General features: G+C 66.7%; 18 protein-coding genes. 14 read left to right on the plus strand and 4 right to left on the minus strand.

The genetic code is table 11. The annotated features are described in order from the left end of the window. The first annotated feature begins 335 nt into the window (after positions 1-335). The 11 genes from ACWCRD_RS04730 (at position 336) to ACWCRD_RS04780 (ending at position 9,557) form a co-directional block, all read left to right on the plus strand. Positions 336-968, plus strand: a complete 633-nt coding sequence (locus tag ACWCRD_RS04730) for a DUF2461 family protein (protein ID WP_450964512.1) — start codon at positions 336-338, stop codon at positions 966-968. Positions 969-1,636: 668 nt separating this feature from the next. After that, positions 1,637-1,990, plus strand: a complete 354-nt coding sequence (locus ACWCRD_RS04735) for a WXG100 family type VII secretion target (RefSeq protein WP_450964513.1) — start codon at positions 1,637-1,639, stop codon at positions 1,988-1,990. Then, a complete protein-coding gene (locus tag ACWCRD_RS04740; RefSeq protein WP_450964514.1) occupies positions 1,987-3,285 on the plus strand; it encodes a WXG100-like domain-containing protein in 1,299 nt (432 codons plus the stop codon). Before ACWCRD_RS04735 ends, ACWCRD_RS04740 begins: the two co-directional genes overlap by 4 nt. Continuing rightward, positions 3,285-3,518 (plus strand): hypothetical protein, encoded by a 234-nt coding sequence (locus ACWCRD_RS04745; protein ID WP_450964515.1) that lies wholly within the window; start codon positions 3,285-3,287, stop codon positions 3,516-3,518. Before ACWCRD_RS04740 ends, ACWCRD_RS04745 begins: the two co-directional genes overlap by 1 nt. A gap of 449 nt (positions 3,519-3,967) precedes the next feature. After that, positions 3,968-4,297: a hypothetical protein gene (locus tag ACWCRD_RS04750; RefSeq protein ID WP_450964516.1), complete on the plus strand. Its 330-nt coding sequence runs from the start codon at positions 3,968-3,970 to the stop codon at positions 4,295-4,297. After that, complete coding sequence (locus ACWCRD_RS04755) at positions 4,294-5,715, plus strand: hypothetical protein (protein WP_450964517.1); 1,422 nt, start codon at positions 4,294-4,296, stop codon at positions 5,713-5,715. Before ACWCRD_RS04750 ends, ACWCRD_RS04755 begins: the two co-directional genes overlap by 4 nt. A gap of 83 nt (positions 5,716-5,798) precedes the next feature. Next, positions 5,799-7,091 (plus strand): type VII secretion-associated serine protease mycosin, encoded by a 1,293-nt coding sequence (gene mycP / locus ACWCRD_RS04760; RefSeq protein WP_450964518.1) that lies wholly within the window; start codon positions 5,799-5,801, stop codon positions 7,089-7,091. A 240-nt stretch (positions 7,092-7,331) separates the two neighbouring features. After that, on the plus strand, positions 7,332-8,090 hold the full coding sequence (locus ACWCRD_RS04765; RefSeq protein WP_450964519.1) for a hypothetical protein: 759 nt from the start codon (positions 7,332-7,334) through the stop codon (positions 8,088-8,090). 15 nt (positions 8,091-8,105) lie between these two features. Then, on the plus strand, positions 8,106-8,411 hold the full coding sequence (locus tag ACWCRD_RS04770) for a type VII secretion target (protein WP_450964520.1): 306 nt from the start codon (positions 8,106-8,108) through the stop codon (positions 8,409-8,411). Positions 8,412-8,429: 18 nt separating this feature from the next. Further along, on the plus strand, positions 8,430-9,164 hold the full coding sequence (locus tag ACWCRD_RS04775) for a hypothetical protein (RefSeq protein ID WP_450964521.1): 735 nt from the start codon (positions 8,430-8,432) through the stop codon (positions 9,162-9,164). A gap of 54 nt (positions 9,165-9,218) precedes the next feature. Beyond that, positions 9,219-9,557, plus strand: coding sequence for a hypothetical protein (locus tag ACWCRD_RS04780; protein WP_450964522.1), 339 nt, complete (start codon positions 9,219-9,221; stop codon positions 9,555-9,557). A 113-nt stretch (positions 9,558-9,670) separates the two neighbouring features. Here ACWCRD_RS04780 and ACWCRD_RS04785 read toward each other — a convergent pair whose 3' ends face one another. Further along, the gene (locus ACWCRD_RS04785) at positions 9,671-9,901 is read right to left on the minus strand and encodes a DUF397 domain-containing protein (protein WP_450964523.1); all 231 of its coding nucleotides are present in this window, start codon (positions 9,899-9,901) and stop codon (positions 9,671-9,673) included. Continuing rightward, entirely contained in the window at positions 9,898-10,779 is an 882-nt protein-coding gene (locus ACWCRD_RS04790) for a helix-turn-helix domain-containing protein (protein ID WP_450964524.1), read from the minus strand. The genes ACWCRD_RS04785 and ACWCRD_RS04790 overlap by 4 nt, the downstream gene beginning before the upstream one ends. 232 nt (positions 10,780-11,011) lie before the next feature. On the opposite strand from ACWCRD_RS04790, the gene ACWCRD_RS04795 reads away from it, so the two are divergent. The 3 genes from ACWCRD_RS04795 to ACWCRD_RS04805 all read left to right on the plus strand — a co-directional run bounded on the left by ACWCRD_RS04795 (position 11,012) and on the right by ACWCRD_RS04805 (position 13,346). Then, the gene (locus ACWCRD_RS04795) at positions 11,012-11,545 is read left to right on the plus strand and encodes an ATP-binding protein (protein WP_450964525.1); all 534 of its coding nucleotides are present in this window, start codon (positions 11,012-11,014) and stop codon (positions 11,543-11,545) included. A gap of 92 nt (positions 11,546-11,637) precedes the next feature. Then, positions 11,638-12,567 (plus strand): TauD/TfdA family dioxygenase, encoded by a 930-nt coding sequence (locus ACWCRD_RS04800; RefSeq protein ID WP_450964526.1) that lies wholly within the window; start codon positions 11,638-11,640, stop codon positions 12,565-12,567. Further along, complete coding sequence (locus ACWCRD_RS04805; RefSeq protein WP_450964527.1) at positions 12,564-13,346, plus strand: hypothetical protein; 783 nt, start codon at positions 12,564-12,566, stop codon at positions 13,344-13,346. Before ACWCRD_RS04800 ends, ACWCRD_RS04805 begins: the two co-directional genes overlap by 4 nt. Before the next feature lie 72 nt (positions 13,347-13,418). On the opposite strand, the gene ACWCRD_RS04810 is transcribed toward ACWCRD_RS04805, so the two are convergent. Both ACWCRD_RS04810 and haaN read right to left on the minus strand, forming a co-directional pair. Then, positions 13,419-13,784, minus strand: coding sequence for a hypothetical protein (locus ACWCRD_RS04810; RefSeq protein WP_450964528.1), 366 nt, complete (start codon positions 13,782-13,784; stop codon positions 13,419-13,421). After that, positions 13,781-14,260 (minus strand): cyclophane-containing RiPP N-acetyltransferase HaaN, encoded by a 480-nt coding sequence (gene haaN, locus ACWCRD_RS04815; protein ID WP_450964529.1) that lies wholly within the window; start codon positions 14,258-14,260, stop codon positions 13,781-13,783. The genes ACWCRD_RS04810 and haaN overlap by 4 nt, the downstream gene beginning before the upstream one ends. Between the last annotated feature and the right edge of the window lie 21 nt (positions 14,261-14,281).

Raw genomic sequence — 14,281 nt, forward strand, 5'->3', positions numbered from 1 at the left:
TTGGAAGGGTTCGCTGGGATGGTGCGAGTGCAGGGGCGCCTCCTTCGGCTCAGGGGCAAGGTCTTCCGCCAGAGCGTTGTACGTTGACATGCTCCTGCAGCAATGCGCCAGTCATTGCGGGATCTTCGCTGTCTGCCCGCGGCGAACTGAAGTGTCTGCCTCTCACCGCCGGCTTCATATCGGCTGCACTCTTCGTGTTCCTCGACGGACTCGCCCACCGCTCACGGCACATCGAACTGGCCGGCGAGCCCCGCCGCAGCATCTCCCACCTTGTCTGGGGTTGCGCCTCTCTCACTCCCGGCGCGCGCGGATGAGGGGTGAGCTAACCTGCGCGCATGCGTGGACAGTTCACCGGCTGGCCGGAGCAGGCCATGGACGTGTTGTGGCAGCTCCAGGGCGAACCGACCCACGCGACCCGCGAGCGCTGCCGCGGGGAGCGCGAACGGCTGGTCCGGCAGCCGATGATCGCCCTGCTCAACGGGGTCGCGGACGCCGACCCCCGGTACGAGGACTTCTCCGTCTGGCACTACCGCACCAACTCCTGGTGGTGGCAGCACCAGGGCGCGGTGATCCGGCTCGGCCGCAAGATCGAGATCGGTCTTCGGTTCTCCCTGGACGGCCTGCGGATCCAGGGCGCCTGGTGGTACCCCGATCCCGGCCAGGTGGACATGTTCCGCAAAGCCGTGGCCTCCGAGGGGAGCGGCCACGAACTGTCCGTCATCGTCGAGGACGTGCGGAAGAAGGGCTACGACATCTCCGGGGACATGATGAAACGCCCCCCGCGCGGCTATCCGACGGACCACGCCCATGCCGACCTGCTGCGTCACCGCTCACTGATCGCCGCCCGTCCCCTCGGCTGCGAGGAGTGGCTGCACACCCCGGAGGCCGTCGACCGGGTCCTCTCGGCCGCCGCCGACCTGGACCCCCTGCTCATGTGGCTGGTCCGCCACGTGAAGCGCACCGCCTGACATCACGAGGGCGCCACGGGGCCCGGGAGGAACCACACCCGTGCCGCCAGCCCCTGCGCTCAGAAGATGCCTTCAGCGCCGGCCGGTCGGCCAACAAGGTGCAGCAGAATGGACAGGTGAGCCGCTCGGCCGCCCCGCAAGCGGTGTGGCCGGAGCCGAGATTGCCCTGATCATCTCCCCACGCCTCTTTGCCTTCGGTCTACATCTCACCCATCCGAGGAAGTGGCGATGGCGTCGTCAACGTTGCCCGGGCTATCCGTGCCGCTGCGCACATGGAGAACGCGATGCGCAGGTAGTCGACTTTGCCAGGCAGGCGGACATGAATCGCGGCCAGGAACGTGAAGCTCACGCCTGAATCGGTCACGCACTGGGGAACGGCGTCTCCCTCGCGCGGATACACGACAATGCGGATCGCAGGCGAGCTCGATCGCAGACACCTCACCCGCATTGATTCGGCAGAGACTTGAGCGGCTCTCCCGCGCCCGACACCCATCGGCGTCGTCACCGGTGGAGCCTGCTCACGTCCGACACGACAACGGCCAGTGAGCGAACTCACGGCCGACGAATGGATCTTTGCTCCGGCTTTGCGTGACTCACAGTGGTGAACCACCAACCGGCGGCTAGGGTCGAATGTCCGTGCGGTCAACGGAGGGGGAGAACGCGAAGTTATGGGCGGCAAGGACGAGATACTCGACATCAAGGTCGACGACATCAAGACGGCGGCGCCCGCCTTCCACCGCGAAAGCGTTGCCCTCGCACACGCACTGACCAAGCTGAAGCAGGGCCTGGCCGCGGCGGGTAGCCCGTGGGGCGATGACGAGCAGGGCGAGAAGTTCCACAACGCGTATGGCCCGCACGTCACGCAGATCGAGCACTCCACCCAGATCCTCATCGAGGGCCTCGCCAGCATCCACACGGGTCTGGTCGACATGGCCGACAAGCACATCGACAACGAAGAACTCATCCGGGGCATGTTCGGCCGGATCAAGGTCGGCCACCACAGCACGGGTGACGGCGAGTGAGCGTCGCGGACAAGGCCCGCAAGGCCGTTCAGGACCTGACGGGCATGTGGTGGCCCGCCGCTGACGAAGACGGGCTCCGGGATGCCGCCAAGGCGTGGCGGGCCTTCGCCGACGACATCGACGACATCGCCGCCGCCGCGAACAAGGCCGCTCTTGCGCTGATCGAAGACAACAAGGGCGAGTCGATCACAGCGTTCGACAAGTTCTGGCGCCGGTACTACGACCAAGGCCACGGCTGGCTGAAGGACCTCGCGGATGCGGCCCGCGATATGGCCAAGGCGCTGGATGCGTATGCGGATGCCGTGCACGGCGCGAAGAAGCACCTCGAACACGAACTGGAGATCGTCGGTGCGACCCTGGTCGCCGGCACCGCCCTGGCTATCTTCACCGCCGGCATCTCCGAGGGCGCCGCGGCGGCCGCCGCGGTGGGCGTCACCGAACTCGCCGCATCCCTGGGTGTCACCGTCTCCACCGAGGTCGCAACCATCGCGGGCACCACCCTGGCCACGGCCGCCTTCGGAGGTATCGAATCGGTCACCGTGGACCTGGCGGTCGCCCAACCCATCGCCATCGCGACCGGTGAGAGCACGGGCGTCAACCTTGACGAGGTCGGCCAGGCGGCCACGGACGGGATGCTCTTCGGCGGTCTCCTCGGCGCAGGAGCCGGCGGTGCGAGGGCCGCATCCGAAGCAGGCGGTTGGCGCGGCCTCCTCAGCAGCGACACGCCCGCTCTCACAGACCCGCGACTGCTCCTGGCCGGCATGCCGGACGAAGCCGCCCCCGCCCTGACGGCGACACGGAGCGGCGATGAGTGGCTCACCGGCGCCCGTCGGCGCCCGCGTGACATCCTCGACGATCCCGCGCAGACGAAGTGGGCGGAAGCCGCGTACGACGACTTCCGTCGGGACTCCCGCGACATCGCAGCCATCAGCCGCAACACCGAAGGCGTACCTCGGGGGAACGGAACGACAGGGTTCACGGAGGAGGAGATCTCCGCCATCAAGAAGCACGTCTTCGACACCGAGCACCCGATCGAGGACTACGAAACCGGCGAGGTCGTCACCCGCAAGTTCGACGCGGACGCCGAGATCGCCGATGCCTGGATCCGCCTCCGCTCCGGCAACGCTCTGCCGGAAGACCACGTGCTACTCGAACACGAAGTCACCGAGCTTGAGTACCTGCGCACCCACCCGGGCGCGACTTACCAGGAAGCACATCGAGTGGCCAACCAAAACTACAATTGGCAGAGCAAGGTCCCGCTCAACAAGCGGGAAGACTTCGAGAGCGAGTGGTAATGGCGTCCCTGGTCTACTTCAAGAAGTTGTCCGAACAACCGGACTCCATTCGCTACTCCTTCGGTGAAGACCCGGCGGAAATGGACCGTACGCTCACCGTAGACACGGCCAGCCGCACCTCGACTTCCGACGACGGCAACACCGACTACACGTTCCTCAAGGCATCACGGAAGATCAACTCCGTGTTCGAGGAGCGTAGGCAGTGGCCGGAACGGGGTATGAGCGTCAGCTGACAGTTCGGTGATGGCAGGCGTGAACCCCGGAGTTACGCGCACTGACATGGTCGACAAGCGCGGCACCGCCCCACAGCGCATCGAATCCGCCCGCGCTCTCATCGCCATCGCCGACCTGTTCCAGGTCGGCCGGCATCGCGGAAACTGATGCAGCACGACGAGGGGGAGGCCGGTCAGGGTCGGCGTGCACATCAAGGGCGTCATGAAGTCGCTGACGCCGTTCCCGTGCACGGCGACTGCGCACGAACCCCGCTCACCGTCATCTGGAACCGGTTCGGCGCCGCCACCAGCGGAGCCTGAAAGGCTGTTTGACGCTGGATCCCGCCATTGGCACCCCAAACCCACCGTTCCCATAGAGGCCGGAAAGAGACGTGGGCGCTCTGCGCTGTCTGATGCAGCCGATAACATTGCTGGCGCTATCAGTCGTACGGGGACAGGGGGCACTCGCGGTGGCGAGCGGCGAGCTGAAGGTTGATCTGAGCGCACTGGACGGTGTGGTCACACAACTCAACCGAATCATCTCAAATCTGGGCGATACCACCTCCGACTCGCGCTATCAGACGTACCTGCCGGCCGGCGCACTGGGCAGTACGGATTTCACTGAGGCGAACGATCTGCACATTGCGCACACGGAGATGAAGCAGCACCTCGAGGACATCGTCACCCATATCCACGGCCTGGTGGACGACTTCGGGACGAAGACGAAGAAGAATCACGGCGCATACCAGGACCAGGAAGCGGAGATCGCGGCGGCACTCTCCGACGGGGGTAAGTCATGAGCTCGGGCGGGAAGAAGAGCGACGGCTACGCGTACGAGTACGTCCCGGCGGCGATGTGCTATGACGAGAAGGCCACGACCCCGTTCGCCGACCTGAACATGGACCAGATGAAGGCCATGGTCATCAACGCGAAGCCGGGCGTGGTTCACGACGTGGCCCGGGGCTGGCGCAAGGTCAACGATGATCTGGTGGGCGAGGACAGCGGCGGTGGATCGCGGCAGGATTTCCTGGCAGCGGTGCACGGGGTGCTGGAGCACTGGGAGGGCGAGGCCGCCGATCGGTTCAAGGCGCGAGCCGAGGTCATCGCGAAGAAGATGCAGGACGGCGCCCAGTACGCCAAGTACACATCCGTCGCGCTGGGCAGCGCGGCCACGGTGCTGGAGACCATCAAGCCCGAGGTCGAGGCGATGGAGAAGCCGGGGACGATCTCCAGCGGCCTTGACTTCGTCGGGGACGGGTTCTCGCACGACGACAGCGGCTACCAGGCGGACAAGGCTGCTGGGATGTCCACCCAGGAGGCCCTGGACAGGAACAAGGACGACCTCTCGGCGGGCAAGGAGGCCCAGCTGAAGATGGCCGTGAAAATGGAGCAGTTGGGGGCGGCTTACGCGTCGCAGACCAGGGCCATGGGGTCGTGGAAGCGCGCTCCGGTTGAAGATAATGAGGACTACCCCGGTGATCCCGGAGGCACGGCGCCGGTCCCGATCGTCGCGATCCCAACCGAGAGCGGCCCCAGGCTGGTAGGCCGGACTTCCACCAGCAGCCGCGCGTCGAGCGGCTCGGGCCGGTCGACCATCACGGCGTCCCCCGGCACCCCCCACCGCGTTGCCGGTGCAGGTACCGGTTCCTCTTCCAAGGCGTCCGCGCCCTCCGGGGTCGGCACGGATGTGGACGGCGTTTCGACCACCAGCCCCGGTGGCACCGGCGGCGGCCACGGAGGCGGAGTCACCGCCCGAGTCGGCGCGGGCGGCGGATCTGGAACAGGTGGCGGTTTGCCCGGTGTGCCCGGCAGCCCGGCGGGCGGCTTTGCCCGTGGTGGCAGCGGCGCAGGCTCCGAGGCGGCCAGCGGCCGCGCGGGAGTGGGCGGTGTGGCAGCCGGGACAGGGGCAGGTGCCGGATACGGCAAACAGCCCGGTGGCCGGGGCCCGCTGGCCCGTACGAAGGGCGGGGTGATCGGCGAACCCGGAGAGGCCCCCTCCACTGGGTCTGGGGCCGGTTCCGGTCTGCACGGCAGCCGCGGTGGCACGACCGAGGGCCGCAGGGCGGCGGGCCTGTCAGGCTCCGGACAGGCTGGCGTGACCGGCCAGGGCCGCGACAAGAAGAAGAAAAACGGTAAGCCGGTTCCGGGCTATCTCGTCGAGGACGAGGAGACCTGGGTGCCCAAGCGGGACGACACCACCCCGCCGCTCATCGAGTAGACACGATCGCGGCAGGACAGAAACGGGGCTCGCGTCATCCACTACGCGGGCCCCGCCCGGCGGGACGAAAGAGGAAACACGGCATGGGTCTCACGCGGATGCTGCGCATCGCGGGCTGTACCGCAGCGGCGGGAGCAATGCTCTTCTCCACCGCGCCCACCGCATCAGCGGACCAGGTGAGGAACGACCAGTGGCCGCTCCAAGCCCTTGACGCCGACGCTGTCTGGAAGCTCGCGACGGGCAAGGGCATCACCGTCGCCGTCATCGATGTCGGTGTTGACGCCTCGCATCCCGACCTGAAGGGCAACGTCCTGCCGGGCAAGGACTTCGTCGACGGTGACTCCGATACCTCGCCCGCCGCAGGCGACAAGCATGGAACAGCCATAGCTGGCATCATCGCCGGGCACGGCCATGGCGCCAACGGTGCTGACGGCGTGAAGGGACTCGCTCCTGACGCGAAGATCCTGCCTCTTCGTGATGATGGCGGGCAGTTGGACGGCTTTGCCCCGTCGATCAGATACGCGGTGGACCATGGGGCATCGGTCATCAACATCTCACAGGCCGGAAGCTTGCCAACCTCCGGAGGCGAGGAGCAAAAGGCGATTGGGTACGCGCTAGAGCACAACGTAATCGTCGTGGCGGGGTCGGGCAACGACGGTATGAGCGGCCCCGAAGGCATCAAATACCCGGCCAGTTATCCAGGTGTGGTGGACGTCGGCGCCGTCAAGAAGAGCAACGAGATCTGGGAGAAGTCCAACTCGGGTCCGAACCTCCTGTTGACAGCCCCCGGCGAGCACGTCGTCTCCGCCAGCACAGACTCCGACGGCTACGGCATGGCCAGCGGTACCTCCGACGCCACCGCCTACGTCTCCGCCGCCTGCGCCCTGCTGCGCGAAAAGTTCCCCGACCTCACCGCGGGCCAGATCGTCAACCGCCTCACCAAGACAGCTGGCCTCCCCGCCTCGGCCAAGGGTCTGAAGCTCCCTGACGAGAAGTACGGCTACGGCTACATCCGGCCACTCGCCGCCCTTCAGCAGAACATCCCGGCCGGCTCCAAGAACGGCCCGCTCACCATGCCCGCTTCCAATTCCACAGCAACGCGCGAGGGCAGCACGGCGGCGTCCTCCGCGTCCGATGATTCGAGCAGTGGACTGACCACCAACTCGGTCATCGCGCTCAGCACGCTGGCAGCCCTCGGCGTGCTCATCGTGATCGGTGTGCCTTTGTTTCTGGTTCGGCGCGCGAAGCGCCGTCGGGCGTCGCAGCAGAGCCAGTTCAATCAGCAGTCCGGATACGGAAGTTATCCCCAGAATTCTTACCCCGGTTCCACTCCGTACCAGCAACAGCCGCCGTCCGACCGCTATCCGCACCAGTAGTAGACGGCTGGACGAACAGCGGGACCGCCCATCTCACTCGCGCATGTGGAGAAAGCGTGTGAGTGAAACCTTGCTGGGTGTGTTGAATGTGACTGCGGTAGCTTGGAGATGCGGTCGGTGAGTGGCTGTACAGCAATGCCTCGCTGGATGTCCTCCTTAGAGTCTGCGACAGCAGTTTTCGGCCACCGTCTCCCGCAGATGCCACTTCAGAGACCGATGACGGGGAGATGAATCGACCGCGTGAATGACGACATAATTCAGGAACTGCAGCGTTTTCAGCAGTACACCAGTCAGCTCCACGGCCTGATCACACGGATTCAGGAGGACATGCCGCAGAGCGCCGAGGGCGAAGACGCACAGGGAGCTGTGCGGGTGCGGGTGGGTCAGGACGGCCTTCCTGAGTCGGTGGCCGCGGTGCGGGACTGGCAGCGACGGCGAGGTCCCGAGCAGATCGGTGCCGCCGTTGTCGAAGCGTACGGATCGACCGTCGCCGAGCTCATGTCCGCGCAGTCCCAGGCGCTCTCCTCAAGTGACTGGCGCGAGAGGGCCGACGGGCTGCAGCAGGACATGAGCTCTCCGCGCTCCTCGGCAGACACCACCCCGCCGCCCGAGGCGCCCCAGCGGGACCTGCGCCACGTCGTGCCGCGCAGCATCGACGAAGTTGCCGAGGCCGTGATCTCGTCCTTCGACGATCTCGCCCGTCAGGATCCCGGGGCGGTGGAGCGCATTCAGGCGGAGGGCTCGGACTCCACGGGGCGGGTCACCATGACGCTGTCCCCGGGCTCCCTGGCGGGGTGCACAGTGGATCCGGGATGGGCGGCCAAGCAGTCGGCGGTGGGCCTGAACCGCGCCTTCGACGAAGCCCTGCGCGATGCCCGTTCCGCACTCACGCGGGCAGTCGAGGCCAACACTACGGGCGGAGAGAGCCAGCAGCTGGACACGCTCCTGAACGAGGCACTGGCCATTCTCAGCGATCCGCGACGCATCACCGACTTCTGAGGGAAGTGGTTTTCCGTGTCTGACCCCACATTGAAGGTCACTACCGATGCCCTTCGTACGGACGCGAAGATGTGGGACCGGGAGAGCGAACGGATGGGGAACATCCACCGGACCGTGGAAGGTCTGCGCGCGTCCCGTCTCCAGGCGGGCCTGTTCCAGGTCCTCTTCTCGGCCTACGAAGACGCGATCGACCAGATCTCGGCACGATGCGCCGAGGGGCAGCACCGTATGGATGAAATCGCCACGGCACTGATCAAGAACGCGAACGCCTACGACAGCCGCGAAGCGGACGTGAAGCAGTCCATCGACGGCGCGTACTGACCGAGAGAACGGAACACCATGCCCTTCAGTTCAGCTCAGTACGAAGCCATCACGGCGAAGCTCAGCTCCGGCATGCAGGACCTGTCAGCGAAGCTCAACCAAGTCGGCCCCACGGCCGAGTCGACCGCTAACCAGTGGTACGTCCCGAACCCGGTGGCTGATGCGCTGATCTGGGTGAGCCACAAGCTCGTCGAGCTGGGCTCCTGGGTACTCAACAAGATCAAGGAACTCCTCGAAGGGGTAGGCGCCCCGGCTGCCATGTTCTTCTATGCCATGGACTGGCAGAGCCACGTCCGGGGCCCGGCCTCTTCCGTGGCCGGCGAGACCGCACCGGAAGCACTCGTCGCCCCCAAGCACTGGTCGGGAGACGCGGCCACCAAGTACACCGCTTCGGTCAAGGGACAGCCCACCGCGGCCACCCAGATCGAGACGAGCGCCGACAAGATCGCCACAGGGCTCAACATCTGTGCCGCCGCGGGGCTCGCCTTCTATGTGGCGCTGGCCGTGATCCTCGCGAAGTACATCGCTACCACCGTTTCAGCCATCGCAGCCCTGGGATCCGTGGTGTTTTCGTGGGCTGGTGCTGCCGCCATCGTCGGAGACACCAGCGTGAACGCGGGGTTGATCTGGGCCGCTGTCGCCGCGCTGGTCGCACTCCTCGGAGTTCAGGCACAGCAGATGACGACCATCAAGGGGGAATCGGTGGACAACAGCACGTTCCCTGGTGGTCATTGGCCGGACGCCCTGGCTTGATGCCCGGCAGCGCCTCTTCTCCGATCCGTCCAGCCACAGGAAGGCGGCAAACGCATGTACGGACCCCGTGCAGCCATGTGGGGCCTGGCGGGATGCTCCTTCTTCCTGGCCTTCATGTCCATCGCCAACTGGACGGTGATCCTCGGCGAGGCGTTCTTCGTCGTCGGACTCGTGCTTATAGGGAGCGCGGAGGTGTACGGCGACCGCAGAAGGAAGCGCGAGAAGTTCAACCAGCAGTTCGCCAGCGTCGACGACTTCTTCCAGGCGGTCGACAAAGAAGCGCTGCTCCGGATCCGCGAGGAGCGAGGGGTCGCGGTCGCGGTGCGTGAGCTGATGCGCCAGTACCCGTCCGTTTCGTTCGCTACGGCGGCCCAGCTGGTCAAGGGGCTGTGAGCCTCTTGTACCCCCTCGGTCCGATCGGCGCGTGCCGAGGCTGAACCACACGCTCGGAGGGCGTTCCAGCCTCGGCACGGTTCAGGCGGACGTGCGCCGCATCACCGTAATCATCAGCTGTGGCGGATTCCCTGAATGAAGGCCACGTAGGGGGCCGGGTCGACAAGCAGCGCGGGCCCGTGAGGGTCCTTGCTGTCGCGGATCGCGACGCCGGCGTACGCCGTGCCGGTGAGGTCGGCGACCTCTATGCAGTTGTTGCCGGCGCCGTCGGAGTACGACGACTTGAACCAGCGCGCTCCGGCGCTGGTGAACTCGGGGGCCATGTGGGTGCGGGTGTGGGTCATTTGGTGATCTCTCGCGTGAGTTGTTGCAGGAACGCGGATGTGTCCTCCGGCGGCAGCGCCGACGCCGTGAGGGCATTGAACTTCCGGGTGAACCGGCCGACCTCTCGTGGCTTGTCGGAGACCGACGTGGCGCTCCACGCGTTGTCCACCTGCACCGAGGTCGGCATTCCGTCGTCCAGGTGAAGGACCGTGAAGTCGTGCACGGACAGGTATCCCCGCAGGGTCTGAGGGAGGACCTGAACGCTCACGTTGGGCAGGGACGCCAGCTCGGCGATCTCCTCGTACTGCTCCCGCATCACGTCCGGATCGCCGACGACGTAGCGTAGGGCCGGCTCATACAGCACTGCTCGCAGCCGTAGCGGTTCCTCGCCCCTTGTGAGGGCGTCCTTGCGCCGGAGCCGGACCTGGACGTTCTTGTCGATGAACTCGCTGGTGGTCTCCTCGATGGGCTTCGCGAGCTCGTACAGCGCGCGTGCGTACGCCTCTGTCTGGAGCAGACCGAGGACAAGTGCCGGGTGGAAGGCCCACGTCTCTCGTGCCGCGGTCTCGATGCCGACGAAGCGCGGCATGCCGGACGGCATCGTGGAACGGAACGGGGTCCACCAGTCCTGGCTCGCGCCGTCACGCTGGATGCCCAGGAGCTGCTCGACGTCACGGTCGTCCGTCACGCCGTACAGCTCCAGCAGCGCGCGCAGATCACCAGCGCTGCGGAGATCCTGGAGCCCCTTCTCGACGCGATGCAGCTTGGTGACGTACAGCCCCTTGATGGCGCCGCTTCCTGCGACGTCCTCAAGCGTCATCCCGGCTCGTTCGCGCAACTGCCGGAGCTCATAACCGAGTTCGATACGCCGCACGGTCGGCCTGGGTTTGGCTGCCATGTGCTCGCCTTTCCATCGCATGCGTTGGCCGGAACCGCGATGCGCGCAGTCTGACACGCGATACGCGCGCCGCAACAGACCATGTGCTTGCGGTGTCATGTGCCATTTTCGTTCGCGGAGAAATTTCTAGAGCATTTTCGTTGCGAAGCAACTTTCCCACGCGGCACGGTGGTTGGGCCATGGAGGGCGTTCTGCACTCCTGATCCCCCTTGACCTGCGGAAGGACTGGGCGATGACGCCTGCGGTTCGGACGACGGCCTCACCCGCTCCCGCGCGTACGTCGAGCCCCCGTGCCACGGCCAGGACTCCCGCTCTCGCGAAGCATGCGTCCCCTGTCGAGATCGCCTTCGTGCGCGAGGTGTCGAAGGTCGAGCACGCGCGGCGTATCGGGGCCGCGTGGCTGCGGAACATGTGCCGCATGCCCGCAGCAGACGTCGGCTCCGCGGAGGTGGTGATCTCGGAGCTGGCCACCAACGCGGTCGTGCACGGACACGGCTCCACGGTTGGCCTCCGCTTGAGACACATCGATGGCCACGTGCGGTTGGAGATCAACGACCACTGCCCCTCCGCGGTCCCCCGCCCAAGACAGGCCGGCGCGGACGAGGAGAGCGGACGCGGCCTGTGGCTCGTAGACACCCTCATCGACGAGCTCGGCGGGGAGTGGGGGTTCACCGCTGACGGGACGGTGGCCTGGTGTGTCTTCCCGTGTCGTCTGCCGGTTCCGTCCGAGAACCGCGGCCACGAGCCGGGGCTACGAGCGAGGTGATCGAGGCCCGTCGCAGCGGGCCTCAATCACCTCGCCCCCCCTTCCTCTCTGTGCACCACCGTTCATCACACACCTCCGATCCGAGGAGTGCCATGCCGACACCGCCGCTGCCGGAATACCGCCTCAGCCTGGCGCCGGAGTTCGTTGCCGAGCTCGTCAAGAGCACGACGATCCTCCCCGAGTGGGAGCTCAAGGGCGGTCTCCTGGCCCCGGAGATTGCCCAGCGCTACCGGCGGACACTGTCCGGCCTGCCAAGCATCTCGGTGATCGCCGCGACCTGTGAGTGGCTGCTGAATGCCCCCAACGGTGAGGGCTTCGTCGTCCTGGAACTGGGCGGACTCCTCGACGCCGTCGACACGCAGGCCGACTACCTGCGCGCCATCACCGCGATGTTCTCCCTGATCGCCAGGCCGCTGCGCGCCTTCGACCGCTGGCCACTGTGGAAGCCGCTCGATACCAACCTCAGCCTCGACCCGATGCCGGCCACCGGCTCCGGCTACGGCTACGGCCCGATGCACATCGACGTCGTCAACTCAACCTGGCCGCCCGACTACAGTGCCCTGCTCTGCGTACACCCGGCCCCGGAGGGCCAGGGCCACAGCCTCGTCTCGCAGGTCCGCCGGGCTGTGGATCGGCTCAGCTACGGGGACGCCGAGTTGCTCAGCCATCCGAAATACGAGGGCGGCGCCTTCCACGAACTGAGCGGGGTCGGTAGGGAATGGACGCCCTTCCCCGTCATCGACGGCCGCTCACCGCTCGGCGGCTTCGTACGCTTCACGGCGAAGATGCTCGCCAACGCCGCCCCCGAGGACCCGTACGCCAAGGCGGCCCGCGCGCTGGAACGCGAACTCATCAGCGGACAGCGGAGGTTCCCGCTCAGGCGAGGCGACCTGCTGATCGTGAACCAGCACCTGTGCTGCCACGGCCGCGAGGATCTCGGCAACGACCAGGAGGGCGCACCCGAGGACGAACGTCGGCTGCTTCTGCAGATTTTCCTGCGTCGCGAGGAGGACCTGTCGTGATCAGGCCCGTGCCGCTGCCCATTCCAGCCGTCGTCGCGTCGGCCCACCCCAACGGCGGCATCTTCGCCGCACTTCTCGCGCTCCTGCGCGCGCACGGCATATCGCCCATGCGGTGGCTGGAGTTGGCGCGAACGATGGACCACGGTCCGACCCTGTCGGCCGTCCTGGAGGAGTTCGAAGCAGAAACCGGCGAACATCTGCGGGACGACGGCGCGGCGCTGTTGGCGTACGCGATCGACGAGATCGATCAATACGTCGAATGCCGCCTGGGCAACAACCCGCTCCACACGTACCGGATCCGGATTCTCTCCGAGGCCCTGGAGGACACCGCGGATGTAGCCGCCCGCGCATGCCTGGCGGTCCTGCGGGAGGCCGGAGTCAGTGTGGGCGGCGGCAGCCTGATCGAAGGGCTGGTGCGTGAGGGCGCCGAGTACCACCGCCTGATGCTCTCCGAGATCTTCCGCGTCGACCCGCCCGAGGTCCTGCGCCAGACCGCGCGCTTCAATCTGAACCGCTTCCTGGCGGCCGCCCGCAAACGGGAGGACGTACGGGATCCCCGCCGCTTCCTGCGCGTCGAGGAGGGCGTACGGCAATTCGTCCTCACCCCCACCCAGCAGCACACCCTGACCACGTACTTCCGCCAGTTCGGAACCACCACAGGGGGCATCGAGCGGCTCCTCACCAAGGTCCGGCTGCCTGATGTCGTCCGAAAGGCCCGGCTGTCCCCTGGCCCGGGTGCCGATGGGGCACCCGCTGGAACGGAAACCCCTACGACGTGATCAGTGCTGCCCTCGACCTCCGCCTCGGCCTCCTGGAAGTCCTGCTGAGCGTTTCCATCTGACGGCCTCAGGTCACGACGAAGCCACTTCGCAGTCCGGGCACCGCTTGATCGCGCGTCGCGAGGTGTTGCCCTGTGTTGCGGCTGCCGGGTGGCTGATGCCGAGACGGTCCCAGAGCCCGGGTGCCGGATCAGGAATCCAGCCCCAGCGCGGGGGCAGCACCAGCGCCTCGGTGAGGTGAGGGCACCCCGACCGGTGCGCGTACTGCGTGGGTGAGATGAGGATGGTGTCGGTGGGGAAGCGCCGCCACTCCTCGCGCAGCGGGGACGCGGGTCGATGCGTTGGCACGCGGCCGTCCGGCGGGCAGTCGCACCCCAGCCCGATGACGATCCGGCTGCCGCACTCGTCACACCGTTCGTCCTGTACGGCGTTGCTCATTCCGTGGCCGCTCCCGCGTTCACGCGGTAGACGATCTTCCCGTCGTCCTGCTCGAAGCCCAGCAGCCGATAGAACGCCTGGGCGTTCGAGTTGTCGCGGTCCGTCATCCACTCCATACGGCTGCACCCGGGGCGGGCGGTGGCGATGTTGCGGAGTTCGGCCATCAACTGGGCGCCGATTCCCTGTCGGCGGAGGGAGTCGCGGACGTAGAGCTCCTTGAGGAAGAGGGAGTGCGTGGAACCTGCCGCCGGCCAGAGGAACGAGTACGCAGCGAGTCCCACGAGGTCGCCCGCCTCGTCCTCGACGACCAGCGCGAAGGCGAGCGGCGGGGAGCCGAAGAGGGCTTCCTCGACCTGGGCTTGGCGTTCCTCGAAGGGCTGGAATTCGGTCGATCCGTAGAACCGCTCGATCTCCTCGATCAGTGCGGCCAGGGCGACGGCGTCCCCCTTGTCGGCGGGGCGGATCGTCGTGCTCATCGGCATGCATCTCCTGTTGTT

Source organism: Streptomyces sp. NPDC002092 (genome assembly GCF_053593775.1).

What these genes read in the sequence shown, in the direction of transcription:
- ACWCRD_RS04730 (WP_450964512.1), top strand. Translation starts at nt 336, where the DNA reads ATGCGTGGACAGTTCACCGGCTGGCCGGAGCAGGCCATGGACGTGTTG.
- ACWCRD_RS04735 (WP_450964513.1), top strand. Translation starts at nt 1,637, where the DNA reads ATGGGCGGCAAGGACGAGATACTCGACATCAAGGTCGACGACATCAAG.
- ACWCRD_RS04745 (WP_450964515.1), top strand. Translation starts at nt 3,285, where the DNA reads ATGGCGTCCCTGGTCTACTTCAAGAAGTTGTCCGAACAACCGGACTCC.
- ACWCRD_RS04755 (WP_450964517.1), top strand. Translation starts at nt 4,294, where the DNA reads ATGAGCTCGGGCGGGAAGAAGAGCGACGGCTACGCGTACGAGTACGTC.
- mycP (WP_450964518.1), top strand. Translation starts at nt 5,799, where the DNA reads ATGGGTCTCACGCGGATGCTGCGCATCGCGGGCTGTACCGCAGCGGCG.
- ACWCRD_RS04775 (WP_450964521.1), top strand. Translation starts at nt 8,430, where the DNA reads ATGCCCTTCAGTTCAGCTCAGTACGAAGCCATCACGGCGAAGCTCAGC.
- ACWCRD_RS04780 (WP_450964522.1), top strand. Translation starts at nt 9,219, where the DNA reads ATGTACGGACCCCGTGCAGCCATGTGGGGCCTGGCGGGATGCTCCTTC.
- ACWCRD_RS04785 (WP_450964523.1), bottom strand. Translation starts at nt 9,901, where the DNA reads ATGACCCACACCCGCACCCACATGGCCCCCGAGTTCACCAGCGCCGGA.
- ACWCRD_RS04790 (WP_450964524.1), bottom strand. Translation starts at nt 10,779, where the DNA reads ATGGCAGCCAAACCCAGGCCGACCGTGCGGCGTATCGAACTCGGTTAT.
- ACWCRD_RS04795 (WP_450964525.1), top strand. Translation starts at nt 11,012, where the DNA reads ATGACGCCTGCGGTTCGGACGACGGCCTCACCCGCTCCCGCGCGTACG.
- ACWCRD_RS04800 (WP_450964526.1), top strand. Translation starts at nt 11,638, where the DNA reads ATGCCGACACCGCCGCTGCCGGAATACCGCCTCAGCCTGGCGCCGGAG.
- ACWCRD_RS04810 (WP_450964528.1), bottom strand. Translation starts at nt 13,784, where the DNA reads ATGAGCAACGCCGTACAGGACGAACGGTGTGACGAGTGCGGCAGCCGG.
- haaN (WP_450964529.1), bottom strand. Translation starts at nt 14,260, where the DNA reads ATGAGCACGACGATCCGCCCCGCCGACAAGGGGGACGCCGTCGCCCTG.